Annotated in this window: 21 protein-coding genes; 9 read left to right on the forward strand and 12 right to left on the reverse strand. The window is 61.0% G+C overall.

The features are described from left to right. Window positions 1-82: 82 nt before the first annotated feature. A complete protein-coding gene (gene tcdA, locus JFT85_RS09660; RefSeq protein ID WP_446739706.1) occupies window positions 83-892 on the reverse strand; it encodes a tRNA cyclic N6-threonylcarbamoyladenosine(37) synthase TcdA in 810 nt (269 codons plus the stop codon). Window positions 893-1,109: 217 nt separating this feature from the next. Between tcdA and JFT85_RS09665 the strand changes: the two genes are divergently transcribed. From JFT85_RS09665 to JFT85_RS09680, 4 genes are all read left to right on the forward strand, one after another. Further along, window positions 1,110-3,701, forward strand: coding sequence for a glycosyltransferase (locus JFT85_RS09665; protein WP_201229770.1), 2,592 nt, complete (start codon window positions 1,110-1,112; stop codon window positions 3,699-3,701). Window positions 3,702-3,955: 254 nt separating this feature from the next. Further along, entirely contained in the window at window positions 3,956-5,107 is a 1,152-nt protein-coding gene (dapE, locus tag JFT85_RS09670) for a succinyl-diaminopimelate desuccinylase (protein ID WP_053254724.1), read from the forward strand. Then, window positions 5,107-5,916 (forward strand): putative RNA methyltransferase, encoded by an 810-nt coding sequence (locus JFT85_RS09675; RefSeq protein ID WP_053254723.1) that lies wholly within the window; start codon window positions 5,107-5,109, stop codon window positions 5,914-5,916. The genes dapE and JFT85_RS09675 overlap by 1 nt, the downstream gene beginning before the upstream one ends. A gap of 54 nt (window positions 5,917-5,970) precedes the next feature. Next, window positions 5,971-6,348, forward strand: coding sequence for a hypothetical protein (locus tag JFT85_RS09680; RefSeq protein WP_014717220.1), 378 nt, complete (start codon window positions 5,971-5,973; stop codon window positions 6,346-6,348). A gap of 140 nt (window positions 6,349-6,488) precedes the next feature. Here the strand turns inward: JFT85_RS09680 and JFT85_RS09685 are convergent, their stop codons facing one another. Then, window positions 6,489-6,698 carry a cold-shock protein gene (locus JFT85_RS09685; RefSeq protein WP_003219353.1) on the reverse strand — a complete coding sequence of 70 codons (210 nt, stop codon included), beginning with the start codon at window positions 6,696-6,698 and terminating at the stop codon, window positions 6,489-6,491. Between the two features lie 182 nt (window positions 6,699-6,880). Between JFT85_RS09685 and plsB the strand changes: the two genes are divergently transcribed. The 3 genes from plsB to JFT85_RS09700 are packed head-to-tail and all read left to right on the forward strand — an operon-like array spanning window position 6,881 to window position 10,567. After that, on the forward strand, window positions 6,881-9,385 hold the full coding sequence (gene plsB / locus JFT85_RS09690; RefSeq protein WP_201229771.1) for a glycerol-3-phosphate 1-O-acyltransferase PlsB: 2,505 nt from the start codon (window positions 6,881-6,883) through the stop codon (window positions 9,383-9,385). A 51-nt stretch (window positions 9,386-9,436) separates the two neighbouring features. Next, a complete protein-coding gene (locus JFT85_RS09695) occupies window positions 9,437-9,838 on the forward strand; it encodes a YbaY family lipoprotein (protein ID WP_201229774.1) in 402 nt (133 codons plus the stop codon). Window positions 9,839-9,877: 39 nt separating this feature from the next. Then, on the forward strand, window positions 9,878-10,567 hold the full coding sequence (locus JFT85_RS09700) for a DUF4197 domain-containing protein (RefSeq protein ID WP_053254720.1): 690 nt from the start codon (window positions 9,878-9,880) through the stop codon (window positions 10,565-10,567). 507 nt (window positions 10,568-11,074) lie between these two features. Here the strand turns inward: JFT85_RS09700 and JFT85_RS09705 are convergent. From JFT85_RS09705 to JFT85_RS09715, 3 genes are read right to left on the reverse strand one after another with little or no spacing between them, the layout of a single operon-like run. Further along, window positions 11,075-11,668 carry a LysE family translocator gene (locus tag JFT85_RS09705; protein ID WP_053254719.1) on the reverse strand — a complete coding sequence of 198 codons (594 nt, stop codon included), beginning with the start codon at window positions 11,666-11,668 and terminating at the stop codon, window positions 11,075-11,077. A gap of 2 nt (window positions 11,669-11,670) precedes the next feature. Beyond that, the gene (locus JFT85_RS09710; RefSeq protein WP_069553637.1) at window positions 11,671-14,736 is read right to left on the reverse strand and encodes an efflux RND transporter permease subunit; all 3,066 of its coding nucleotides are present in this window, start codon (window positions 14,734-14,736) and stop codon (window positions 11,671-11,673) included. Window positions 14,737-14,742: 6 nt separating this feature from the next. Beyond that, the gene (locus JFT85_RS09715) at window positions 14,743-15,843 is read right to left on the reverse strand and encodes an efflux RND transporter periplasmic adaptor subunit (protein ID WP_053254717.1); all 1,101 of its coding nucleotides are present in this window, start codon (window positions 15,841-15,843) and stop codon (window positions 14,743-14,745) included. A gap of 93 nt (window positions 15,844-15,936) precedes the next feature. Here JFT85_RS09715 and JFT85_RS09720 point away from each other — a divergent pair, with 93 nt between their 5' ends. After that, complete coding sequence (locus JFT85_RS09720) at window positions 15,937-16,572, forward strand: TetR/AcrR family transcriptional regulator (RefSeq protein ID WP_069553636.1); 636 nt, start codon at window positions 15,937-15,939, stop codon at window positions 16,570-16,572. Window positions 16,573-16,850: 278 nt separating this feature from the next. On the opposite strand, the gene JFT85_RS09725 is transcribed toward JFT85_RS09720, so the two are convergent. Further along, window positions 16,851-17,633: a class I SAM-dependent methyltransferase gene (locus JFT85_RS09725; protein WP_069552197.1), complete on the reverse strand. Its 783-nt coding sequence runs from the start codon at window positions 17,631-17,633 to the stop codon at window positions 16,851-16,853. 96 nt (window positions 17,634-17,729) lie between these two features. On the opposite strand from JFT85_RS09725, the gene JFT85_RS09730 reads away from it, so the two are divergent. Further along, entirely contained in the window at window positions 17,730-18,350 is a 621-nt protein-coding gene (locus JFT85_RS09730) for a hypothetical protein (RefSeq protein ID WP_053254714.1), read from the forward strand. 3 nt (window positions 18,351-18,353) lie between these two features. Here the strand turns inward: JFT85_RS09730 and JFT85_RS09735 are convergent, their stop codons facing one another. The 6 genes from JFT85_RS09735 to adk form a co-directional block, all read right to left on the reverse strand. Next, window positions 18,354-19,052, reverse strand: coding sequence for an extensin-like domain-containing protein (locus tag JFT85_RS09735; protein ID WP_187601830.1), 699 nt, complete (start codon window positions 19,050-19,052; stop codon window positions 18,354-18,356). A gap of 3 nt (window positions 19,053-19,055) precedes the next feature. Beyond that, window positions 19,056-19,883, reverse strand: a complete 828-nt coding sequence (locus JFT85_RS09740; protein ID WP_201229776.1) for an isocitrate lyase/PEP mutase family protein — start codon at window positions 19,881-19,883, stop codon at window positions 19,056-19,058. Window positions 19,884-19,910: 27 nt separating this feature from the next. After that, the gene (locus tag JFT85_RS09745; protein WP_201229778.1) at window positions 19,911-20,771 is read right to left on the reverse strand and encodes a DUF72 domain-containing protein; all 861 of its coding nucleotides are present in this window, start codon (window positions 20,769-20,771) and stop codon (window positions 19,911-19,913) included. Beyond that, window positions 20,771-21,073 carry a hypothetical protein gene (locus tag JFT85_RS09750; protein ID WP_053254710.1) on the reverse strand — a complete coding sequence of 101 codons (303 nt, stop codon included), beginning with the start codon at window positions 21,071-21,073 and terminating at the stop codon, window positions 20,771-20,773. The genes JFT85_RS09745 and JFT85_RS09750 overlap by 1 nt, the downstream gene beginning before the upstream one ends. 160 nt (window positions 21,074-21,233) lie before the next feature. Beyond that, complete coding sequence (gene tsaB, locus JFT85_RS09755) at window positions 21,234-21,920, reverse strand: tRNA (adenosine(37)-N6)-threonylcarbamoyltransferase complex dimerization subunit type 1 TsaB (protein WP_078827827.1); 687 nt, start codon at window positions 21,918-21,920, stop codon at window positions 21,234-21,236. 90 nt (window positions 21,921-22,010) lie between these two features. Next, the gene (adk, locus tag JFT85_RS09760; protein ID WP_078827826.1) at window positions 22,011-22,658 is read right to left on the reverse strand and encodes an adenylate kinase; all 648 of its coding nucleotides are present in this window, start codon (window positions 22,656-22,658) and stop codon (window positions 22,011-22,013) included. Between the last annotated feature and the right edge of the window lie 195 nt (window positions 22,659-22,853).

Consider the following 22,853-nt stretch of genomic DNA (forward strand, 5'->3'; position numbering starts at 1 on the left):
TCAGTCAATGATGTATCGACTGACACTCTGCCTTCGCGAGCAAGCCCGCTCGCACATTTCGATCTATGTTCGGCTGTAAGATTTAAGTGGGTTTGACCCGCTCAGACGGCCTGCGCACCCCGGCGACAATCTTGTCCACGGCCTTGGTCGCCGCCACCATGCCGAAGGTGGCCGTCACCATCATCACCGCGCCAAACCCACCGGCGCAGTCCAGCTTCACGCCGTCACCGACAAAACTTTTCTGCAAACAGATGCTGCCGTCCGGCTTGGGATAGCGCAGCTGCTCGGTAGAGAACACACACGGCACGCTGTAATGGCGGGTCACGGTGCGCGAGAAACCGTAGTCGCGGCGCAGCGTGGAGCGCACTTTCGACGCCAACGGGTCGTTGAAGGTGCGGTTCAGGTCACACACCTGGATCAGCGTCGGGTCGATCTGCCCGCCCGCGCCGCCGGTGGTGATGATCTGGATCTTGCGACGTTTGCACCAGGCAATCAGCGCCGCCTTGGCGTTGACGGCGTCGATGCAGTCGATCACGCAATCGATATTCGGGGTGATGTATTCGGCCATGGTATCGCGCGTGACGAAGTCCGCCACCGCATGCACCGTGCAGTCCGGGTTGATGCCGCGCAGGCGCTCGGCCATGACTTCGACCTTGGGCTTGCCCACGGTGCTGTCCAGGGCGTGCAACTGGCGGTTGCTGTTGCTGACACAGACATCGTCCAGGTCAAACAGCGAAATCTCGCCTACCCCGCAACGGGCGATGGCTTCCGCCGCCCAAGACCCTACGCCGCCGACGCCGATGATCGCCACATGGGCCGCTTTCAAGCGTTCCAGGCCTTCAATGCCATACAAGCGGGCGACGCCTGCAAACCGCGGATCTTCTGTGCTCATGACCAATACCCCAAAAACCGGCGCGCATTATGGACTACGCAGCGACAAGTTCGAAGCGACAAGCTACAAGTAAAGAACTTAGCGGGTGTTTCGCTGACTAAAGTCCGGCTTTTCTCTGTCTGCTATACGCTCAGGGACGGGCCGGTGTAGGATGCGCGCCGTTCGGCGTAGGCCGACACCTCTTTTCGTTCCACACCCTTTGGAACCCGAAATCGCCATGTCATCGCGTAAATTTGGACTCAACCTGGTGGTGGTGCTGGCAATTGCCGCGCTGTTCACCGGTTTCTGGGCGCTGATCAACCGCCCGGTCACTGCCCCCAACTGGCCCGAACAGATCTCCGGGTTTTCCTACTCGCCGTTCCAGCAAGGCCAGTTCCCGCAGAAAGACCAGTACCCCAGCGACGAAGAAATGCGTCGCGACCTCGAGATCATGAGCAAGCTGACGGACAACATCCGTACCTACTCGGTCGACGGCACCCTGGGCGATATCCCCAAGCTGGCCGAAGAGTTCGGTCTGCGCGTGACCCTGGGTATCTGGATCAGCCCGGACCTTGAACGTAACGAACGTGAGATCCAGCGCGCCATCGAACTGGCCAACAGTTCGCGCAGCGTCGTGCGGGTAGTGGTCGGTAACGAAGCGTTGTTCCGGGAAGAAATCACCCCACAAGCGCTGATCGTGTTGCTGGACCGCGTGCGTGCCGCGGTAAAAGTGCCGGTGACCACGTCCGAGCAATGGCACATCTGGGAAAAGAACCCGCAACTGGCCAAGCACGTCGACCTGATTGCCGCGCACATCCTGCCGTTCTGGGAATTCATTCCGGTGGACAAGGCCGGCCAGTACGTACTCGACCGTGCCAAGGACCTGAAAAAACTGTTCCCGAAAAAGCCACTGCTGCTGTCGGAGGTTGGCTGGCCGAGCAACGGCCGCATGCGCGGGGGCAATGAAACATCCCCGGCAGACCAGGCGGTTTACCTGCGCACACTGGTGAACAAGCTCAACCGCCAAGGCTACAACTACTTCGTGATCGAGGCCTTCGACCAGCCGTGGAAAGTCAGTGACGAAGGTTCAGCCGGCGCTTACTGGGGTGTGTACAACGCCGCGCGTCAGCAGAAATTCAACTTTGAAGGCCCGGTGGTCGCGATCCCGCAATGGCGCGTGCTGGCCATCGGCTCGGTGGTGCTTGCACTGCTCTCGCTGACCTTGCTGATGATCGACGGCTCGGCCCTGCGCCAGCGTGGCCGGACCTTCCTGACCTTCATCGCGTTCCTGTGCGGGTCGGTGCTGGTGTGGATTGGCTACGACTACAGCCAGCAATACAGCACCTGGTTCAGTGTGACCGTCGGGATCTTGCTGGCCCTCGGCGCGCTGGGCGTGTTTATCGTGTTGCTGACCGAGGCCCACGAATTGGCGGAAGCGGTATGGACTCACAAACGCCGGCGTGAATTCCTGCCGGTCGAAGGTGATTCGGACTACCGCCCGAAAGTGTCGATCCATGTGCCGTGCTACAACGAGCCGCCGGAGATGGTCAAACAGACCCTCGACGCGCTGGCCGCCCTCGATTACCCGGACTACGAAGTCCTGATCATCGACAACAACACCAAGGACCCAGCGGTTTGGGAACCGGTGCGCGACTACTGCGAAACCCTCGGCCCGCGCTTCAAGTTCTTCCACGTCTCGCCCTTGGCCGGTTTCAAGGGCGGCGCGCTTAACTACCTGATCCCGCACACCGCCAAGGATGCCGAAGTGATCGCGGTGATCGACTCGGACTACTGCGTGTCGCCGAACTGGCTCAAGCACATGGTGCCGCACTTCGCCGACCCGAAAATCGCCGTGGTGCAGTCGCCGCAGGATTATCGCGACCAGAACGAAAGCACCTTCAAGAAGCTCTGCTACGCGGAATACAAAGGCTTCTTCCATATCGGCATGGTCACCCGTAACGACCGCGACGCGATCATCCAGCACGGCACCATGACCATGACCCGTCGCTCGGTACTCGAAGAACTGGGCTGGGCCGACTGGTGCATCTGTGAAGACGCCGAGCTGGGCCTGCGCGTGTTCGAGAAAGGTCTGTCGGCGGCGTATTACCACGACAGCTACGGCAAAGGCCTGATGCCGGACACCTTTATCGACTTCAAGAAACAGCGTTTCCGCTGGGCCTACGGGGCGATTCAGATCATCAAGCGTCACACCGCCAGCCTCTTGAGCGGTAAAGGCACCGAGTTGACCCGCGGCCAGCGCTACCACTTCCTCGCGGGCTGGTTGCCGTGGGTGGCGGACGGTATGAATATCTTCTTCACCGTCGGCGCGCTGCTGTGGTCGGCGGCGATGATTATCGTGCCGACCCGTGTCGACCCGCCGCTGCTGATTTTCGCGATTCCGCCGTTGGCGCTGTTCGTGTTCAAGGTGGGCAAGATCATCTTCCTGTACCGCCGTGCAGTCGGCGTGAACCTCAAGGATGCGTTCTGCGCGGCCCTGGCCGGGTTGGCGTTGTCTCACACCATCGCCAAGGCGGTGCTGTATGGCTTCTTCACCACCAGCATCCCGTTCTTTCGTACACCGAAAAACGCGGATAACCACGGCTTCTGGGTAGCCATTTCCGAAGCGCGCGAAGAAATGTTCATCATGCTGCTGTTGTGGGGCGCGGCGCTGGGGATCTACCTGGTGCAGGGCCTGCCGAGCAATGACATTCGCTTCTGGGTCGTGATGCTGCTGGTGCAATCGCTGCCGTACGTGGCGGCGTTGATCATGGCGTTCCTCTCGTCGCTGCCAAAACCGGCACCGAAGGGTGAGCCGGCAACGGCAGAGTAAAAACGTGCGCAATGCACTAAACGGCGGCCTCTGGCCGCCGTTTTGCTATAAGATAACGGCCGTTTTGTGAGACTTGGCCTAGCCCTGCTTTCTGTGCGAGCTGGCTTGCCTGCGATGCAGACGCCGCGGCCTGGCAGGTACACCGCGGCGATGCTATCGCGGGCCAGCCAGCTCCCACATTGAACCTGCGCCATTTCAAGATCTGTATCCACATTCGTCCTGCGCGCCCCTTACACGCTTCCCGGAGTTTCCCCATGACGGCCCATGCCGACCTTTCGCCGACCCTTCAACTCGCTATCGACCTGATCCGTCGCCCGTCGGTCACACCGATTGACGCCGACTGCCAGAAGCTGATGATGCAGCGCCTGGGCGACGCCGGTTTCAAGCTTGAGCCAATGCGCATCGAAGACGTGGACAACTTCTGGGCCACCCACGGCAAACACGAAGGCCCGGTGCTGTGCTTTGCCGGCCACACCGACGTGGTCCCGACCGGCCCGGTGCAGGCCTGGCAGAACGACCCGTTCGACGCGCTGATCGATGAAAACGGCATGCTGTGCGGCCGTGGCGCGGCAGACATGAAAGGCAGCCTGGCGGCAATGCTGGTGGCGTCCGAGCGGTTCGTCACCGACTACCCGGACCACAAGGGCTCGGTCGCTTTCCTGATCACCAGCGATGAAGAAGGCCCGGCGCACCATGGCACCAAGGCGGTGATCGAGCGTCTGGCGGCACGCAAGGAGCGCCTCGACTGGTGCATCGTCGGCGAACCGTCGAGCACCTCTCTGGTCGGCGATGTGGTCAAGAACGGCCGTCGCGGCTCTCTCGGCGCGACCCTGACCGTGCGCGGTGTACAAGGCCACGTGGCGTATCCGCACCTGGCGAAGAACCCCATCCACCTGGCCGCACCGGCCTTGGCGGAACTGGCCGCCGAGCATTGGGACAACGGCAACACCTTCTTCCCGCCGACCAGCTTCCAGATTTCCAACCTCAATTCCGGCACCGGCGCCACCAACGTGATCCCCGGTGAACTGACGGCAGTGTTCAACTTCCGCTTTTCGACTGAATCCACGGTGGAAGGCCTGCAACAACGCGTTGCGGCGATCCTCGACAAACATGGCCTGGACTGGCACGTGGAATGGGCCTTGTCCGGCCTGCCGTTCCTCACCGAACCGGGCGCGTTGCTGGATGCGGTATCGGCCAGCATCAAGGCAATTACCGGCCGCGAGACCCAGGCGTCCACCAGCGGCGGTACGTCCGACGGGCGCTTCATCGCCACGCTGGGCACCCAGGTGGTAGAGCTGGGCCCGGTCAACGCGACGATCCACCAGGTCAACGAACGCATCCTGGCCAGTGACCTCGACGTGCTGACCGAAATCTACTACCACACCCTGATCAAGTTGCTCGCCTGATGCTCGCCTGCCCCATTTGCAGCGCACCGCTCAATGCGGTGGACAATGGCGTGGCGTGCCCGGTCGGGCACCGTTTTGACCGTGCGCGCCAGGGTTACCTGAACCTGTTGCCGGTGCAGCACAAAAACAGCCGCGACCCGGGCGATAACCTGGCCATGGTCGAGGCGCGCCGCGACTTCCTCAACGCCGGGCATTACGCACCGGTGGCCAAGCGCCTGGCCGAACTGGCCGCCGAGCGCGCGCCACAGCGTTGGGTGGACATCGGCTGTGGCGAGGGTTACTACACCGCGCAAATCGCCGAAGCCTTGCCCGAGGCTGACGGCTACGCGCTGGACATTTCCAAGGAAGCGGTCAAGCGCGCGTGCAAACGCAACCCGGCCCTGACCTGGTTGATCGCCAGTATGGCCCGCGTGCCGTTGGCCGATGCCAGCTGCCAGTTTCTCGCCAGCGTGTTCAGCCCATTGGACTGGCAGGAGGCCAAACGCCTGCTCAGCCCCGGCGGCGGCTTGATGAAGGTCGGCCCGACCGCGGGCCACCTGATGGAGCTGCGCGAGCGCCTGTACGACGAAGTGCGTGAATACACTGACGACAAACATTTGGCCCTGGTGCCGGACGGCATGAGCCTCGCCCACAGCGAAACCCTGGCGTTCACCCTGAGCCTGGCCGAACCCCAGGACCGCGCCAACCTGCTGGCGATGACGCCCCATGGCTGGCGTGCGAGTGCCGAGCGCCGCGCCGAGGTGATTGAGGCGGCCGAGCCGCTGCAGGTCACAGTGTCGATGCGCTACGATTATTTCGTGCTTCAATAACCAACTTTTAAGCATCCGCGAATGGATTTTCGAATCCCGCAACGAGGAACATCCATGCGCCAACCTGATATCGAGATTTACCTGAAGGACGCCGACGTCGACCACAAGGCGATTGCCGCCTGGCTGGGCGCTGCCCTGGGCCCGTGCACCGACTGGGTCCAGAAAGGCCAGACCTACAAGTGCAAGGCCGGCAGCGTGCCGGTCACCTGGCTGCCAAAAGCCGTCGGCAAATGGAACAGCCTGTACCTGGAAAGCGACCAGACCCCATGGGACGACGACATCGCCTGCGCCCGCGCGGCGTTTGCTGCGCTGAACGTCGAAGTGCGTTGCGCGCCGGGTACCTGGGTTGAGGAAGAAGGCGAGGAAAGCGCTGACACCTGGATTCGCATCAGCGTGGACGGTGAAGAGCAGATCACCTGGAAGACGGCCTGAAGCTGATTTGTGAACCCCATTAAATGTGGGAGCGGGCTTGCTCGCGAAAGCGGTGGATCAGTCGCCTTTACAGTGACTGACACACCGCTTTCGCGAGCAAGCCCGCTCCCACAAGGGTTCAGCGGTGCAGCAAAAACAGGTTACAGCCCGACGACATCCTCTGCCTGCAACCCCTTCTCGCCGGTCACCACGGCGTATTCCACCTGCTGGCCCTCGGCCAATGAGCGGTGGCCTTCACCGCGAATGGCGCGGTAGTGCACAAACACATCCTTGCCGTCTTCACGCTGAATAAAACCATAGCCTTTTGCATCGTTGAACCACTTCACATTGCCGGTTTCACGCGTTGCCATCTGTCTTACTCCCACTTGCATTTTTATTGTTGAGTCGTGCGCATTGAACTGCCGAGTATAAGACAGGCTCAAAAACGATCAACTCAAGTTTACATCGCTGCTTTTTTGCCGATTTTCGGCGAATACGGCACACTACCCGCCCGAGCGCCTGCTCGGTTTTTTCCACTTGAAGCAGCACGCCTATGACCCGCTCCCCGTTCCGCCGTCTGGTGTTTGGCACCTTGCGCCGACTGTTGTACCTCTGGGTTCGCTCCGAGACGATCAACCAGTCGTCCCTAACCCTTAACCTCGACCGCAGCCGGCCGGTGTTCTACGTCCTGCAATCGCCCTCCCTCACCGAATTGGCCGTGGTCGATACCGAGTGCACCAAGGCCGGCCTGCCGCGCCCGGTGCTGCCGGTATCGGTGGGCCCGCTGATCGAACCCGCCGCGTTCTTCTACCTCACGCCGGAGCCGGACTGGCTTGGCCGCCAGGACAAGCGCGGCGCACCGCCAACCCTGAACCGGCTGGTCAACACCCTGACCGAACACGCCGAAGAGAATGCACAAATCATTCCCGTCAGCGTGTTCTGGGGGCAGTCGCCCGAGAGCGAGTCCAGCCCGTGGAAACTGCTGTTTGCCGACAGTTGGGCCGTCACCGGCCGTCTACGCCGGCTGTTAAGCATTCTGATCCTGGGCCGCAAGACCCGCGTGCAATTCTCTGCGCCTATCAACCTGCGTGAATTGATCGAGCACAATAAAGGTCACGAACGCACCGTGCGGATGGCCCAGCGCATCCTGCGTGTGCACTTTCGTAACCTGAAGACCGCCGTGATCGGCCCTGACCTGTCCCACCGCCGCAATTTGGTGAAGGGCCTGGTCAATATGCCGTTGGTGCGCCAAGCCATCAGCGAGGAAGCCGAACGCGAAAAAATCACCCCGGAAAAAGCCAAGGCCCAGGCCCTGCGCTACGGTAACGAGATCGCCTCGGACTACACCTACACCGCGATCCGCTTTCTGGAAGTGGTACTGAGCTGGTTCTGGAACAAGATCTACGACGGCATCAAGGTCAATAACATCGAGGGTGTGCAAAAGGTCGCCCAGGGTTATGAGGTGATCTATGTGCCTTGCCACCGCAGCCATATCGACTACCTGCTGCTCTCGTACCTGCTGTTCAAGAATGGCCTGACTCCACCGCACATCGCCGCCGGCATCAACCTGAACATGCCGGTAATCGGCAGGCTGTTGCGCCGTGGCGGTGCGTTTTTCATGCGCCGCACCTTCAAGGGCAACCCGCTGTATACCTCGGTGTTCAACGAATACCTGCACACGCTGTTCACCAAGGGTTTCCCGGTGGAGTACTTCGTGGAAGGCGGGCGTTCGCGCACCGGGCGTATGCTGCAACCGAAAACCGGGATGCTGGCCATTACCCTGCGCAGTTTCCTGCGCTCTTCGCGCATGCCGATCGTGTTTGTGCCGGTGTATATCGGCTATGAGCGTGTGCTGGAAGGCCGCACTTACCTCGGCGAGCTGCGCGGCGCGAGCAAGAAAAAAGAATCGATCTTTGATATTTTCAAAGTGGTCGGCGCGCTCAAGCAGCGATTTGGCCAAGTCGCGGTCAACTTCGGTGAACCGATCAAACTGGCCGAGTTTCTCGACACCGAGCAACCCGACTGGCGCAACCAGGAACTGGGGCCGAACTACAAACCCGCCTGGCTCAACGAAACCACCAACCGCCTCGGTGAGCAGGTGGCGCGCCACTTGAACGAAGCCGCCGCAGTCAACCCGGTGAACCTGGTGGCACTGGCGCTGCTGTCCACCACCCGCCTGGCCCTGGACGAACAGGCCATGGCGCGTCAGTTGGACCTGTACCTCGCGCTGCTGCGTCGCGTGCCGTACTCGCCGCATACCACCTTGCCGGAAGGCGATGGCATGGCGTTGATCAAGCACGTCAAGGACATGGACCTGCTGTCCGAGCAGAGTGACGCCCTGGGCAAGATTCTGTACCTGGACGAGCAGAATGCCGTCCTGATGACCTATTACCGCAACAACGTGCTGCACATCTTCGCCCTGCCCGCGCTGCTGGCAAGCTTCTTCCAAAGCAGCTCGCGGATGAGTCGCGAACAAATCCTGCGTTACACCCGCGCGCTCTACCCGTACCTGCAATCGGAGTTGTTTATCCGCTGGTCGCTGGAGGAGCTGGACGCGGTGGTCGACCAGTGGCTTGAGGCGTTTGTCGAACAAGGCCTGCTGCGCTTCGAAAACGAGGTCTACCTGCGCCCGGCCCCAAGTTCGCGGCACTTTGTGCTGCTGACGTTGCTGTCCAAGAGCATCGCCCAGACCCTGCAACGCTTCTACATGGCGATCTCGCTGCTGCTCAACAGCGGCCAGAACAGCATCAGCGCCGAAGAGCTGGAAGACCTGTGCACAATCATGGCCCAGCGCCTGTCGATCCTGCATGGCCTCAATGCCCCGGAATTCTTCGATAAGAGCCTTTTCCGACATTTTATCCAGACGTTGCTGGAGGAAGATGTGCTGCGCCGCGATGCCGCCGGTAAGTTGAGCTACCACGACCTGCTGGGTGAGCTGGCCGAAGGCGCGGCAAAACGCGTGTTGCCGGCCGATATTCGCCTGTCGATCCGCCAGGTGGCGTTGCACCGTGTCGATGGCGCCGCCGAGGCACCGGCCACGCCTGAAGAAAGCCGCTAGATTGAATGAGGCGTCGGGGGGATTCCGGCGCCGTTGAAAAGGAGCTGCACCATGAAAAAGATCATCCTCCTCGGCCTGACCGCCCTGCTCGGAGCCTGCCAGTCCATGAACCCCGCCGCCAAAGCCAGCCTCGACGGTGAAGTGTTCTACCTGCAACGCATCGCCCTGCCGCCCACCGCCACCTTGAGCGTCAGCCTGCAGGACGTGTCCTTGATGGACGCCCCGGCCGTGACCCTGGCTGAACAGAAAGGCCCGGTAAAAGGCCAGGTACCACTGCCGTTTCACCTGAGCTACGACCCCGCCCACATCAAGCTAGGTCACACGTACTCGGTGAGCGCTCGCATCGAGCTGGATGGCAAGCTACTGTTTATCACCACCGAACGGCACGCTGTACAGCTGAACGGCCAAGACCCGCAACCACTGCGCCTGCGGGTGGATGCGGTCGCACACTGATACTTTCCAGCCCCTAAGCCCGATCAAAAGGAAGCGCCCATGCTCCGTAACTCCCTTCGCCTCACGGCCCTGTGCGCCGGCCTGCTGCTTGGCGCCAACGCCATGGCCCTGTCACTTGGCAACCTGTCCCAGGCTGACGCCAGCGGCGGCCTCAAGGATGCACTGACCCAAGGCGCGCAGATTGCCGTGAAACAACTGGGCGTACCCGGTGGTTTCAGCAACAACCCACAAGTGAAGATTGGTCTGCCAGGCAAGCTGGGCAAAGTGGCCGACAAGCTGAAAATGTTCGGCATGGGCGATCAAGTCACGCAGTTGGAAACCAGCATGAACAAGGCGGCTGAAACCGCCGTGACCCAGGCGCAACCGATTCTGGTCAATGCGGTAAAAAACATGAGCGTGACCGACGCCAAGGGCATCCTCACTGGCGGCCAGGACTCGGCGACTCAGTACCTGAACAAAAGCAGCCGCGAAGAGATCCGCGCCAAGTTCCTGCCGATCGTCAAGGCTGCCACCGACAAGGTTGGCGTCGCCCAGCAATACAACGCCCTGGCGGGCAAGGCGGCGGCCTTTGGCGCGGTTGATGCCAAAAGTGCCAATGTCGAAAGCTACGTGACCGAACAGGCGCTGGATGGCTTGTTCAAAATGATTGCGCAGCAGGAAGAAACCATTCGCAAGAACCCTGCGGCGGCAGCCACCAGCCTGGCGAAGAAGGTGTTTGGCGCGCTGTAATGCCCCAGCGTCACCCTTCACTCTGCTGCGCCCAGGTGGGTCCTCACACACCTGGGCGCAGTTGTCTTGCGCTAGCGGCCTAGCGACTCAACGAAACAGCGGATACAAAGGCCTGTACGGCTGTGGCTGTGGCTGTGGCTGTGGCTGTGGCTGTGGCTGTGAGTGCGGTTTACCGTAGCTCGGCTTGGCGGGTTGGGTGTGACCCACCACTGGCTGAACGGAATGAGGGCGGTGAGGCCCGGGCTTTCCATGATCCGGCCTCTGCGGCCTGGTGGTCTCGACCTGTTTGCAAGGCAAATGATTGCCCAACAACGCGCCGAAAAACGCCCCTTTAAAAGCAGCAATTTCAGTAAAAAACGACATATGGCACTCCATAAACTCATTGAATCGGGCCCGACCGCCAACAGGCGAAGTCGAAACCCGTGCCTGTTCATCAGGCAATGCTGAGTGGAGTGAAAAAGAGGAACGTTCCACCGCCGCCGATAGCGGTTTGCATCGGCATGTAAATCAATGAATAACCGAGCCCGCCAGCCGCCCTAGCATGATCGTCGCGAAACAGCCGATAGCCACGGACGTCGCGCGGTTGATCTTCAAGGGCGTGAACCACGTCTTCTGAATGCCTTCAAAGCGGCTGCCCAGCACGATCCACGCCGCCCCTACCGGTATCACCACCATCGCAAGGGTGGCCATGAACCCCACATAGCCTTGCAGCGACGTAAAGGCGTCGGCCGGTGCGATAAACGAAACGATCAGCAGGCCTTTGGGGTTCATCACGGTGAGCCAGAAAAAATACAGGCCGGAAAAACCGTCGCCGGCCGCAGTGACAGCGCTGCTTTTGCGCTGCCACAGCCTGAACGAGACATACAGCAGGTAGCAGGCCGCCCCCAGTTGCGTGATGTTCAACATCCCTGGCGAATAGGCCGCGAGATAAAGCAACGCCACGCCCCACACCGACACCTGCAGCAAGTAGGCCAGGCATTCGATAAAGACCAGCGTCCACGACGCCCGATAGCCGAACAACACCCCCGCACGGAACAGCAGGGTGTTGGTCGGGCCTGGGGCGAGCAACAACAACATCAGGGCTGAAACGGTGGCCAGCATGATTACGCGACGTCCTTCCTCACTCGGAACCACGCAGCATACAGGGCCGGCAAGAACAATAGGGTCAACGCCGTTGCCACGATCAATCCGCCCATAATCGCCACCGCCATCGGCCCGAAGAACACGCTGCGTGACAGCGGAATCATCGCCAGCACCGCCGCCAGGGCTGTCAGTACAATCGGGCGGAAGCGTCGGACGGTGGCTTCGATGATCGCCTGCCACGGTGCCAATCCAGCCTTGATGTCTTGTTCGATCTGGTCCACCAGGATCACCGAGTTGCGCATGATCATCCCCGACAAGGCGATGGTTCCCAACATGGCGACAAAGCCGAAGGGTTGACGGAATACCAACAGGAACAAGGTCACCCCGATCAAGCCCAGCGGTGCCGTCAGAAACACCATCGCCGTGCGTGAGAAACTGCGCAGTTGCAGCATCAGCAGGGTCAGCACCACCACAATGAACAAAGGCACACCGGCCTTGACCGAGTTCTGGCCACGGGCAGAATCCTCGACGGTGCCGCCGACTTCGAGCAAGTAGCCGTCCGGCAGTTCTGCGCGCACGTCAGCGAGCGTTGGCAGAATCTGCTGCACCAGCGTCGCCGGTTGTTCCTTGCCGTAGATGTCGGCGCGCACGGTGACGGTCGGCAGGCGGTTGCGATGCCAGATAATGCCCTCTTCGAAGCCGTATTCGAGGGTAGCAATCTGCGACAGCGCCACGCTTTTGCCATTGTCGGTCGGCACCGCCAGGCTTGGCAGCAATGACAACTCGGTGCGCTCATGCACGGTGCCGCGCAGGAGGATTTCGATCAACTCGTTGTCCTCGCGAAATTGGCTGACGGTGGAACCGGTCAGCGAACTCTGCAGGAACTTCGACAGGTTGGCGGTGCTTACGCCGAGCGCACGGGCGCGGTCCTGGTCGATATTGAGGTAGACGACTTTGCTCGGTTCTTCCCAGTCCAGGTGCACGTTGACCACATGGGTATTTTCGCGAACCTTGGCCGCCACTTTGCGGGCCAAGGCACGAACTTCCTCGATGTGTTCGCCGGTCACACGAAACTGCACCGGATAGCCCACTGGCGGGCCGTTCTCCAGGCGCGTGACCCGCGAGCGCAGGTCGGGGAATTGTTCGTTAAGGGTTTCGATCAACCAGGTGCGCAGGCCTTCACGCTCTTCGATGGTTTTGGCCAGCACCACAAATTGCGCGAAGCTCGCGGCCGGCAATTGTTGGTCCAGGGGCAGATAGAAACGCGGCGAACCCGTGCCAACGTAGGCCACATAGTTTTCAATGCCTGCGTGCTCCTTGAGCAAGGCTTCCAGGCGTTTGACCTGGTCGGCGGTGTTGCTCAGTGAGGCGCCTTCCGCCAGTTTCAGGTCAACCATCAATTCCAGGCGACCGGAAGCGGGGAAGAACTGTTGCGGCACAAATCGGAACAGCGCCACCGAGCCGATAAACAGCAGCAAGGTCAGGACAATCACGGTCTTGCGGCGACGCACACACCATTCAACCAAACGCCTTACACGTTGGTAGAACGGCGTGCCGTAGGGGTCGGGGCCATCGGTGCCGTGTTTGGCCGCGTGAATTTTCGCCAGGTCCGGCAGGAGTTTTTCTCCCAGGTACGGCACAAACACCACCGCAGCGACCCACGAGGCCAGCAGCGCGATGGTCACCACCTGGAAGATCGAGCGGGTGTATTCGCCGGTGCTCGATTGTGCGGTGGCAATCGGCAGAAAGCCCGCCGCCGTGATCAAGGTGCCCGTCAGCATGGGGAACGCCGTGCTGGTCCAGGCGAAGCTGGCGGCCTTGAGCCGGTCGTAACCCTGCTCCATTTTGATCGCCATCATTTCCACGGCGATGATGGCGTCGTCGACCAGCAAACCCAAGGCCAGCACCAACGCGCCGAGGGAGATTTTGTGCAGGCCGATACCGAGGTAATACATTGTGGCAAAGGTCATCGCCAGCACCAGCGGAATCGCCAGGGCCACTACCATACCGGTGCGCACCCCCAGTGAGAAAAAACTCACCAGCAAGACGATGGCCAACGCCTCGGCCAATACCTGTACGAACTCACCGACGCTGGTTTTCACTGCCGCCGGCTGATCCGACACCTTGCGCAGTTCCATGCCAGCCGGAAGGTTCTTCTGCAGGCGTGCGAATTCACCTTCAAGGGCCTTGCCCAATACCAGAATGTCGCCGCCATCGCGCATGGCCACCGCCAGGCCGATGGCGTCCGCGCCCATATAACGCATGCGCGGCGCCGGCGGATCGTTGAAGCCACGGTGGATGTCGGCCACGTCGCCAATACGGAACGTGCGGTCCCCCACGCGAATCGGGAAATTGCGGATCTCCTCCACGGTTTTGAAGTTGCCTGACACGCGCAGCTGCACACGTTCGGTCGGGGTTTCAAAGAAGCCGGCCGTAGAGACGGCGTTCTGCTCCTGCAATGCCTGCTGCACTGCCGCCAATGGCAGGCCGAGGGTGGCGAGCTTGAGGTTGGACAGTTCGATCCAAATCTTCTCATCCTGTAGCCCAAGCAGCTCGACCTTGCCCACATCCGGCACACGTTGCAGCTGAATCTGAATGCGATCGGCGTAGTCCTTGAGCACCGCGTAGTCGAAGCCATCGCCGGTCAGCGCGTAGATATTGCCGAAGGTGGTGCCGAATTCATCGTTGAAAAACGGCCCCTGGATATCCGGCGGCAAGGTCTGGCGGATGTCACTGATCTTCTTGCGCACCTGGTACCACAGGTTCGGAATCTGCGCGGAATGCATCGCGTCGCGGGCCATAAAGGTGACCTGGGACTCACCGGGCCGCGAGAAGGACACGATGCGCTCGTAGTCCCCCGTCTCCATGAGTTTTTTCTCGATACGCTCGGTGACCTGGCGCGAGACTTCCTGGGCGGTGGCCCCGGGCCAATTGGTCTTGATGACCATGGCCTTGAAGGTGAACGGCGGGTCCTCGCTTTGCCCCAGCTTGGTGTAGGACAGCGTGCCGACCACCGCCAGCAGGATCATCAGGAACAGTACGATCTGGCGATTACGCAACGCCCATTCGGAAAGATTGAAACCCATCGGGGACTACTCCTTGGCCGCCAGATTCACAACTCGGTTGGAGCGATCCACCGGGCGCACTTGCTGGCCCTCATGGAGCACATGCACGCCCGCTGCAATCACCCAATCGGTGGGGGCCAAGCCTTCGAGGACCGGCACGGTTTTTTCGCCGAAGGCGCCAATGCGCACCGGTGTGCGTTTCAGCGTGTTGTCCGCTTGCACACGCCACACATAGGACGCGCCGTTCTCCGCACTGAGCGCAGACAGCGGTACCGACAGAGGAATTACGCCGTCAGCCTGGATGAACACTCGGGCGCTCTGGCCCAGTTCGGCCGGGACTTTGCCACCTGTGAAGGCGACGCGGGCGGCGAAGGTACGCGACTTGGGATCAGCCGCAGGCGACAACTCACGGATGCGCCCGGCAAAGCGTTGGTCTGGCTGGCTCCACAATTCCACCGACACCGGCTGACCAATCTTGAACCGGCCGAAGCCTTGCTCGGGCAGGCTGATCAGCACTTCGCGCTCACCATCGGTGGCCAGGGTGAACACCGTCTGGCCGGCGGACACCACTTGGCCGACTTCCACCGCGCGCTTGGCAACAACACCGTCCTGGGGGGCGCGCAGCACCGCATAGCCGGCCTGGTTGCTCGACACATCAAATTCAGCCTTGATCTGCTTCAGGCGCGCTTCACCGGATCGGTAAAGGTTTTCCGAATTGTCGTACTGCGAGCGGCTGACCATCTGACGGTCCATCAGGGTCTTGTAACGGTCACGCTCGGCGCGCACCAGGCTCAGGTTGGCCTCGGCGGCGGCGACCTGGGCACGGGTGGCTTCCAGTTGCAGGCGCACATCCTGTGGGTCGAGCTCTGCCAGCGGCTGGTTAGCCTTGACCCGCTCGCCCTCCTCCACCCACCGCTTGCTGACTTTACCGCCGATACGAAAGGCCAGATCCGGCTCATACCGGGCGCGCACCTCACCCGGATAGCTGTCCATCGCCTGGGCCGAAGGCTGCGGTTGCACCACCATGGCCGGGCGGACGGTGGTTTGGGCCGCTTCTTCATGGCCGCAGGCGGCCAACAGGAAGACCAGGCTGACAGGCAACGCAAGGGGCAGGAAAGTGCTGCGCATGCTGAAGGACCTTTCGCAAATGGAGCTAGGAATAATTATACTGGCCAGTATGTTATTAATACCAAACTCGCCAGTCCAGTATTAAAGGTGAAAATGTCCGACAATCCAGTGAACACCAATAGCCCCGGGCGTCCCAAGGACATGGCAAAACGCCAGGCAATCCTCGAAGCAGCTAAAATCCTGTTTTTGAGCAATGGCTACGCGAGCACCAGCATGGATGCCGTGGCCCTCGAGGCCGGCGTGTCAAAACTGACGGTCTACAGCCACTTCACCGACAAAGAGACGTTGTTCACCGCCGCCGTCGTGGCCAAGTGCGAGGAGCAACTGCCGGTGATGTACTTCGAATTGCCCGAAGGCATCCCGGTGCAGACTGTGTTGCTGAATATCGCGCGGGGGTTCCATCGGCTGATCAACAGCGAGGAGTCGGTGAACCTGCATCGCCTGATGATGACCACCGGCAATCAGGACGTGAAACTCTCGCAGATCTTCTTTGAAGCCGGCCCCATGCGCATGCTGCAGGGCATGGAGCGCCTGCTCAGCCGGATCGACCAGAGCGGCGCCCTGAGCATCGACAAACCGTTGACGGCGGCCGAGCATTTCTTTTGCCTGCTCAAGGGCACGGCGAACTTCTGCTTGCTGTATGGCTGCGGCGGGCCACTGGATGAAGAAGCCGCCGAAGCCCATGTGCAGGAAGTGGTGGGGTTGTTCATGCGGGCTTATCGGCCCTGAAGCCTTGCGCCGCCCGCACCGGCGCTATCGCAGGCAAGCTAGCTCCCACCGGTGACCGTGTTCTCATGCTGGAATGCATTCTCCTGTGGGAGCAGGGCTTGCCTGCGATGAGCATAGGTATCTACACATTTTTTTACGGATTGAGTGCTGTGGTTGTCGGGGGGCGCTGAGTACATATCCGTTGCTGCGGTAACGGATATGTACTCAACCTACCTAACCCCTCACAGGCTTAAAGCGACACAAAGAGTTGCGTAGATACCTATACCGCGATGAGGCTCTCAAGGCTTGAGTGCTTTCTTCGGATAGATGTCATACCGGCTCGATTTACCATCCAGCGCATGGCTCGGCTTCGGCCCTTCAATGCACGGCGCTTTGCGCGGACGCTTGACCACCACCCGGTGGCTGGCCAACGCCAGCGCGGCCGCCAGCAACGCCGGTGCGTCGGGATCATCGCCAACCAGCGGCCGAAACAAACGCATTTCCTTCTTCACCAGGGCGGTTTTCTCACGATGAGGGAACATCGGGTCCAGGTAGATCACCTGCGGCGGTTCGCCCTCCCAATTGAGCATCACATCGATGGAATTGCCCTTGAGCAGCTTCATGCGCGCCACAATAGGCGCCACTTCAAAATCATCCGCGCCACGTGCCAGGCCGTCTTCGAGCAAGGCGCCAATCAGCGGTTGACGCTCGATCAGGCTCATCTCGCAGCCCAGGCTGGCCAACACGAACGCGTCCTTGCCCAAGCCTGCCGTGGCATCCAGCACACGCGGGCGTACCCCCTGAGCAACGCCGACCGCCTTGGCGATCATCTGCCCGCTGCCTCCGCCGTACAAACGCCGGTGAGCTGCGCCGCCCTCGACAAAATCCACGCGCACCGGCCCCGGTGCGTCAGGCCCAAGCTGCTGGAGTTGCAGGCCGTGCTCCCCAACTTGCAGGGAAAAGTCCGCTTCCTCCAGGTGCAACGGCAGGCCCAGCAACGAAGCCCACTGCTCGGCACGCGCCGTAAAACCTTCGGCCAAGGCCTCGACCCGAATGCGGCTGGCCGCTGGTAGTTCGCTCATCAATCGCTACGCTCAAAAATATTAAGGATCGGCACATAACGGCCGATAAAAACAACAGTCAGGTATTTTGCCAGAGCTGAGCGTCGACCGAGAAAAATGTCAGACATTCTTCCCCTAACTATCGGTGTACTGCCGACCCATAACCACTACGGCCTGCGTAATACTCAAGCGCTGGCCGGCGTGAGTCATGTGTGGCAGGACTTCTTCGCCCGTGCGTTGGCCGAGCAGCTCGGCGACACGCCGCAGGCGCTCGCCGCCAAGGCACCGGCACCGAGAGACCCGGCGCTGGAACCCAGCGAAGGCGCCGACCTGTTGTCACAGATCCTCACCCAGCGTGAGTGCGATGTGAAGGAAACCGAGATCGCGCCGCCGGAGCCACTGTTCCTGCCCATCGCCGAATTTGAAACCGAGTTGCTGCCACCGCCCCCTGTACCGTTCCCGGCAGAAGAAATCGTCGCCCAGCAGCGCCAGCAAACCTTTGAAAGCAGCTGGGTACGCCCGATTGTCCTGAACGCCGGTCAACCACTGCCCGCGCCAGGCCCGGCACCGGAACCACAGCCCTTGCACCTGCCGATTGCCGAGTTCGAACTGGACCTGCTGCCACCACCCGCCACGCCGTACCCGACCGAAGCACTGGCAGCGCAACAGAAAGCGCTGGACTTCGATTACCACTGGGCGCGCCCACTGATCGTCAACAACCTGCGCCTCGCCGCCTGACCCTCAGCGGCACACCCACCAGGGCCCCATGTCCAGATGGAAGTGGTTACGATGGGCCGCGTTATAGTCCGGGCTCAACACCACGTTGAAATCCGCGCAGGCTGCCTCTCGCACCTGCCGCAAAAACCGCGCGCCATCGCCTGCTCCCGGCCAGTCCTTGAGCACACTGATGCTGCGCCCATCCGCCAGGCGGAAGCCGGCAATGTCCAGGGCGTTCGCCGATGCATGTTGACTGAGCCGCCCGTCCGCGCGGTTATACACGTTGCGACAGGCAAAGCTGCCCAAGTGATCGACCCGCGTCACCGCCTGGCCAAATACCGCCTGGGCGGCCGGTTGCAGGCTATGGCGCTCGAACAAGGCAAACGCTACGGCCAGTGGGCAACTGGCAAGAAAGCTGCTGCTCAAGGCCAGGTCGGCGCCTTGCACGCGCAAGACGTTGCGCAATGGGCACGCGGCGTCAGCCGGACTGTCTGCCTGATGGCTGACGCGTAAACCAGAGGTTTTCAGCACCTGCTCGCACAGCGCCGGATCATCCTGCAGCCGCCCGAGTTTGAAGCGCGTCAACAGGTTCGGGCGGGTGCGCACATCCAGCGGCGCCCAGGGGTTCCATTCATTGGGCAACGGCACCCAGCCTCGCCACACACCCAAGGCAAACACCCCGGCCAGCACCAGCAGCGCACCGAGCACTTTAAAAAAACGCACGGCTTAGCCCTTGAAGAACTGGTTGGCCTGGCTGAACGGCATCTTGCGCTCGGTGAAGCTAAAGGTGCCCAACGCGTACACCTCCTGCGCGGCGCGGTAAAACTCGCCATACGCCGCCAACGCCATGGCCGAGCCGACACTGATGCGCCGCACGCCCATCTCGCTCAATTGCGCCACGCTGAGGTTCAAGCCGCCGGACATCAACACGTTCACCGGCTTGGGCGCAACGGCCTTGACCACTGCAAGTATTTCCTCGGCGCTGCTTAGCGCAGGGGCATACAGCACGTCGGCACCGGCTTCGGCGTAGGCCTGCAACCGGCGGATGGTGTCAGGCAAATCCAGGCGGCCATGCAGGAGGTTTTCCGCGCGGGCGGTCAGCGTGAACGCGAACGGTAAACTACGCGCTGCGGCAACCGCCGCTTCGACGCGTTGAACAGACAAATCGAACGGGTAGATTGGATCGACGGCAATGCCCGTGGCGTCTTCGATGGAGCCGCCGACAATTCCCGTAGCCGCTGCGCGCAGGATGGTTTGAGCGCAGCCTTCGGGCGTATCGCTGAAGCCGTTTTCCAGATCCGCCGCCACCGGTAGCGCGGTCGCCCGGACAATCGAAGTAGCATTAGCCAACGTGTCCTCCAGCGACAACGCACCTTCCGCATCCGGCCGCCCCAGGCTGAACGCATAGCCCGCACTGGTGGTGGCCAAGGCTTCAAAGCCGAGGCTGGCCAGCATGATTGCGGAGCCCGCATCCCATGGGTTGGGCATCACGAACGCGCGATCACGTTCATGCAACGCCTTGAAGGTTTCGGCGCGAAGGGTTTGGGCATCCATGACTCACTCCTGGCGGAAAAAGGAGCCCTAGAGTAACCCCAGTTGCTCCGCTTCGGGTTCTCGATGCAAGGTCGGCAGCGGCGGCAGGCCCGGCAAACGGGCCATCAGTTTTTCATGAAAGCGCAGCGCCAGTTGCGCAGCGAGCCGGTTATCCGAGGTGTGCAGGAATACGTAGGGTGTGCGCCCCTCTTCGATCCAGCCGGCGACTTTTTCCACCCACGGCAGCAAAAACGGGTCGTTGGCCTCCAGCTCCGGGTGGCCGATGAAACGCACTTGGGGAAACTGGGTCAGCGCCGCTGGGCGCGGCGGCACCTTGGGCTTTTTCGATTGGGCGTGCAATACCGCGGCCGAGGTCGACGTGCAACTGAACAAGGCTCTGGGGTCGAGGCAGATCCGCTCGACACCACGGTCACGTAACAAGCGGTTGAGCGTGCGTTCGGCATCGCCCTTGGCGAAGAACTCCGGGTGGCGGACTTCCACGGCCAACGGGCGTTCCAGGCCATCAATAAAACCGGCGAGCTCGCCGAGGCGTTGCGGCGAAAAGCTCGCCGACAGTTGCAGCCACAATGGCGAAACACGCGCACCCAATGGGCTCATCAGGCCGACAAAACTTTCCGCCGCCGGCAACTGCTCGCGCAAGTCGCCACCGTGGCTGATGTCGCCCGGGAATTTGGCGGTGAAGCGAAAATCTTCAGGCATGATTTCAGCCCAGCGCTGCACCGTGGCGGCCGAGGGGCGAGCATAGAAAGTGGTGTTGCCTTCAACGGCGTTGAAGACCTGGGAGTACAGGGCGAGGTAATCGCTGGAGCGCGAGTCGGCCGGGTACAGGTACTCGCGCCAGGCGTTTTCACTCCAGGACGGGCAACCAATAAAGTAAGGCAGGCGCATCAGATGTGGATGTCGAGACCCAGCACTTCCATATCCCATTCGACAAAGCCGGCGGTGGTCAGGTAGCTGGCCAGGGCGGTGGCGACGCTTTTGCTCATGGAACGGTGGAACACCATGTCTTGCTGACGGGCGGGAAGACCACTGATACGTGCACCGGCGGACGCCTGGGCGTTGGACTGCACGTCGGACTGGACCTCAATGAAGTCCGGCGAATCCTCGACGGAATCGTCTACCGTCACGTTCGCCTTACGTGGCTTACGCTTGAGGGGGTAGGACTGTGAGGAAAAGCCGTCTATACGCATACATGCAGACTCGGTATCAATGATGGCAATTTAGCGGCACTTTCCGATGTGCGCAAATGCTCTGGTGATAACTAGAACACATAATTTGTAAAAGGTTTACAAACCCGGTCAAATTCTGACGATTGGCGAAAATCGCCACAAAAATCTCGCTTTTTTGGCGTCAAATAATCCCGCGCTCAGCCTTGGTTTGCGCCACTTTATCGCGCAGATAAACCGGTGCAGCCTGATCGGCGGGGATCGCTTCGCCACGCTCGAAAGCGAAGCGCGCCAGGGTCAACAGGTCTTCGGCATGCGGCAACATGGCGGCGTCCTGGCCGACCACGTGCACATTGATACGCTCGCCATAACCCCAGCCGGTACCGGCGCCAAACCAGTCACCGCTGGCATCCACGGGCAACGCGCTGACTTGCGGCGGTTGCACGGCTTCCACGCCCACCAGGCGCATTTCGCCAGCTGTCTCGCGGTAGCATCCCCAATAGACTTCATCCATCCGTGCATCAATGGCCGCCGCCACTTGCGAGGCGCCGTGCTCACGCAGCGCACGCTGGGCCAGTACCGCGAGGTTGGATACCGGCAACACCGGGCGTTCCAACGCAAACGCCAGGCCCTGCACCACGCCAATCGCAATGCGAACGCCGGTAAACGCGCCCGGGCCACGGCCAAAGGCAATGGCATCGACCGCAGCAAGGCTGGTGCCGGCGTCTTCGAGCAGTTGCTTGATCATCGGCAACAGCTTCTGCGCATGCAGGCGCGGGATCACCTCGTAGTGGCTCGTTACCTTGCCATCGTGCAGCAAGGCAACAGAGCAAGCTTCAGTCGCGGTGTCCAGGGCCAGCAGGGTGCTCATCGGTGTCGGTGTCCAAATCGGAAAAAAGTGCGCCAGTATAAACAACAACGGCCCGCAAGCGGGCCGTTGTGCATGCAGCTAAGCGTTTGATCAGCTCAGCGCTTGCAGCACCTTGGCGGTGATCGCTTCTACCGAGCCCACACCAGGAATGTGGCTGTACTTCGGCTTACCTTGAGCAGCCGACAGTTTCTGGTAGAAGTCCACCAGTGGCTTGGTCTGGGAATGGTAGACCGACAGACGATGGCGCACGGTTTCTTCGGTGTCGTCCTTGCGCTGTACCAGGTCTTCGCCAGTCACATCGTCCTTGCCTTCAACCTTGGGCGGGTTGTAGACGGTGTGGTACACGCGGCCCGAGGCCTCGTGAACACGACGACCGGCGATACGCTGCACGATCTCTTCGTCTTCAACCGCGATTTCAACCACGGCATCCAACTCGACGCCCGCCTTCACCAGGGCTTCAGCCTGGGGAATGGTGCGTGGGAAGCCGTCGAACAGGAAACCGTTCTTGCAGTCGTCCTGGGTGATGCGTTCCTTGACCAGGTTGATGATCAGGTCATCGGAAACCAGGCCACCGCTGTCCATCACGCTTTTTGCGATCAGGCCCAGCTCGGTGCCAGCCTTGACGGCCGCGCGCAGCATGTCGCCGGTGGAGATTTGTGGAATGCCGAATTTTTCAGTGATGAACTTTGCCTGAGTACCTTTACCGGCCCCGGGAGCTCCCAGCAGAATGACGCGCATCGATGTGCTCCTCAATTTTTTATAGAGATGACGCTCGGATTCGCCGCGTGGGGCCAATCTCGTAAAAATATGGCTCGTGAAAATATGGGCCCAAGCCGATCAAAACCCCAAAGGCTGATCAAGATACACAGCAGGCCCTATCCATACAAGCCGCCGAAAGTCGGAGTAACCCGCGCAGGGCATGCGTCATAGGCC

Source organism: Pseudomonas sp. TH04 (genome assembly GCF_016651355.1).
In the GTDB taxonomy this organism is placed as follows: Bacteria; Pseudomonadota; Gammaproteobacteria; order Pseudomonadales; family Pseudomonadaceae; genus Aquipseudomonas; species Aquipseudomonas fluorescens.

Coding starts and splice junctions, on each gene's coding strand:
- tcdA (WP_446739706.1), bottom strand. CDS start 892: ATGAGCACAGAAGATCCGCGGTTTGCAGGCGTCGCCCGCTTGTATGGC.
- JFT85_RS09665 (WP_201229770.1), top strand. CDS start 1,110: ATGTCATCGCGTAAATTTGGACTCAACCTGGTGGTGGTGCTGGCAATT.
- dapE (WP_053254724.1), top strand. CDS start 3,956: ATGACGGCCCATGCCGACCTTTCGCCGACCCTTCAACTCGCTATCGAC.
- JFT85_RS09675 (WP_053254723.1), top strand. CDS start 5,107: ATGCTCGCCTGCCCCATTTGCAGCGCACCGCTCAATGCGGTGGACAAT.
- JFT85_RS09680 (WP_014717220.1), top strand. CDS start 5,971: ATGCGCCAACCTGATATCGAGATTTACCTGAAGGACGCCGACGTCGAC.
- JFT85_RS09685 (WP_003219353.1), bottom strand. CDS start 6,698: ATGGCAACGCGTGAAACCGGCAATGTGAAGTGGTTCAACGATGCAAAA.
- plsB (WP_201229771.1), top strand. CDS start 6,881: ATGACCCGCTCCCCGTTCCGCCGTCTGGTGTTTGGCACCTTGCGCCGA.
- JFT85_RS09695 (WP_201229774.1), top strand. CDS start 9,437: ATGAAAAAGATCATCCTCCTCGGCCTGACCGCCCTGCTCGGAGCCTGC.
- JFT85_RS09700 (WP_053254720.1), top strand. CDS start 9,878: ATGCTCCGTAACTCCCTTCGCCTCACGGCCCTGTGCGCCGGCCTGCTG.
- JFT85_RS09705 (WP_053254719.1), bottom strand. CDS start 11,668: ATGCTGGCCACCGTTTCAGCCCTGATGTTGTTGTTGCTCGCCCCAGGC.
- JFT85_RS09710 (WP_069553637.1), bottom strand. CDS start 14,736: ATGGGTTTCAATCTTTCCGAATGGGCGTTGCGTAATCGCCAGATCGTA.
- JFT85_RS09715 (WP_053254717.1), bottom strand. CDS start 15,843: ATGCGCAGCACTTTCCTGCCCCTTGCGTTGCCTGTCAGCCTGGTCTTC.
- JFT85_RS09720 (WP_069553636.1), top strand. CDS start 15,937: ATGTCCGACAATCCAGTGAACACCAATAGCCCCGGGCGTCCCAAGGAC.
- JFT85_RS09725 (WP_069552197.1), bottom strand. CDS start 17,633: ATGAGCGAACTACCAGCGGCCAGCCGCATTCGGGTCGAGGCCTTGGCC.
- JFT85_RS09730 (WP_053254714.1), top strand. CDS start 17,730: ATGTCAGACATTCTTCCCCTAACTATCGGTGTACTGCCGACCCATAAC.
- JFT85_RS09740 (WP_201229776.1), bottom strand. CDS start 19,883: ATGGATGCCCAAACCCTTCGCGCCGAAACCTTCAAGGCGTTGCATGAA.
- JFT85_RS09745 (WP_201229778.1), bottom strand. CDS start 20,771: ATGCGCCTGCCTTACTTTATTGGTTGCCCGTCCTGGAGTGAAAACGCC.
- JFT85_RS09750 (WP_053254710.1), bottom strand. CDS start 21,073: ATGCGTATAGACGGCTTTTCCTCACAGTCCTACCCCCTCAAGCGTAAG.
- tsaB (WP_078827827.1), bottom strand. CDS start 21,920: ATGAGCACCCTGCTGGCCCTGGACACCGCGACTGAAGCTTGCTCTGTT.
- adk (WP_078827826.1), bottom strand. CDS start 22,658: ATGCGCGTCATTCTGCTGGGAGCTCCCGGGGCCGGTAAAGGTACTCAG.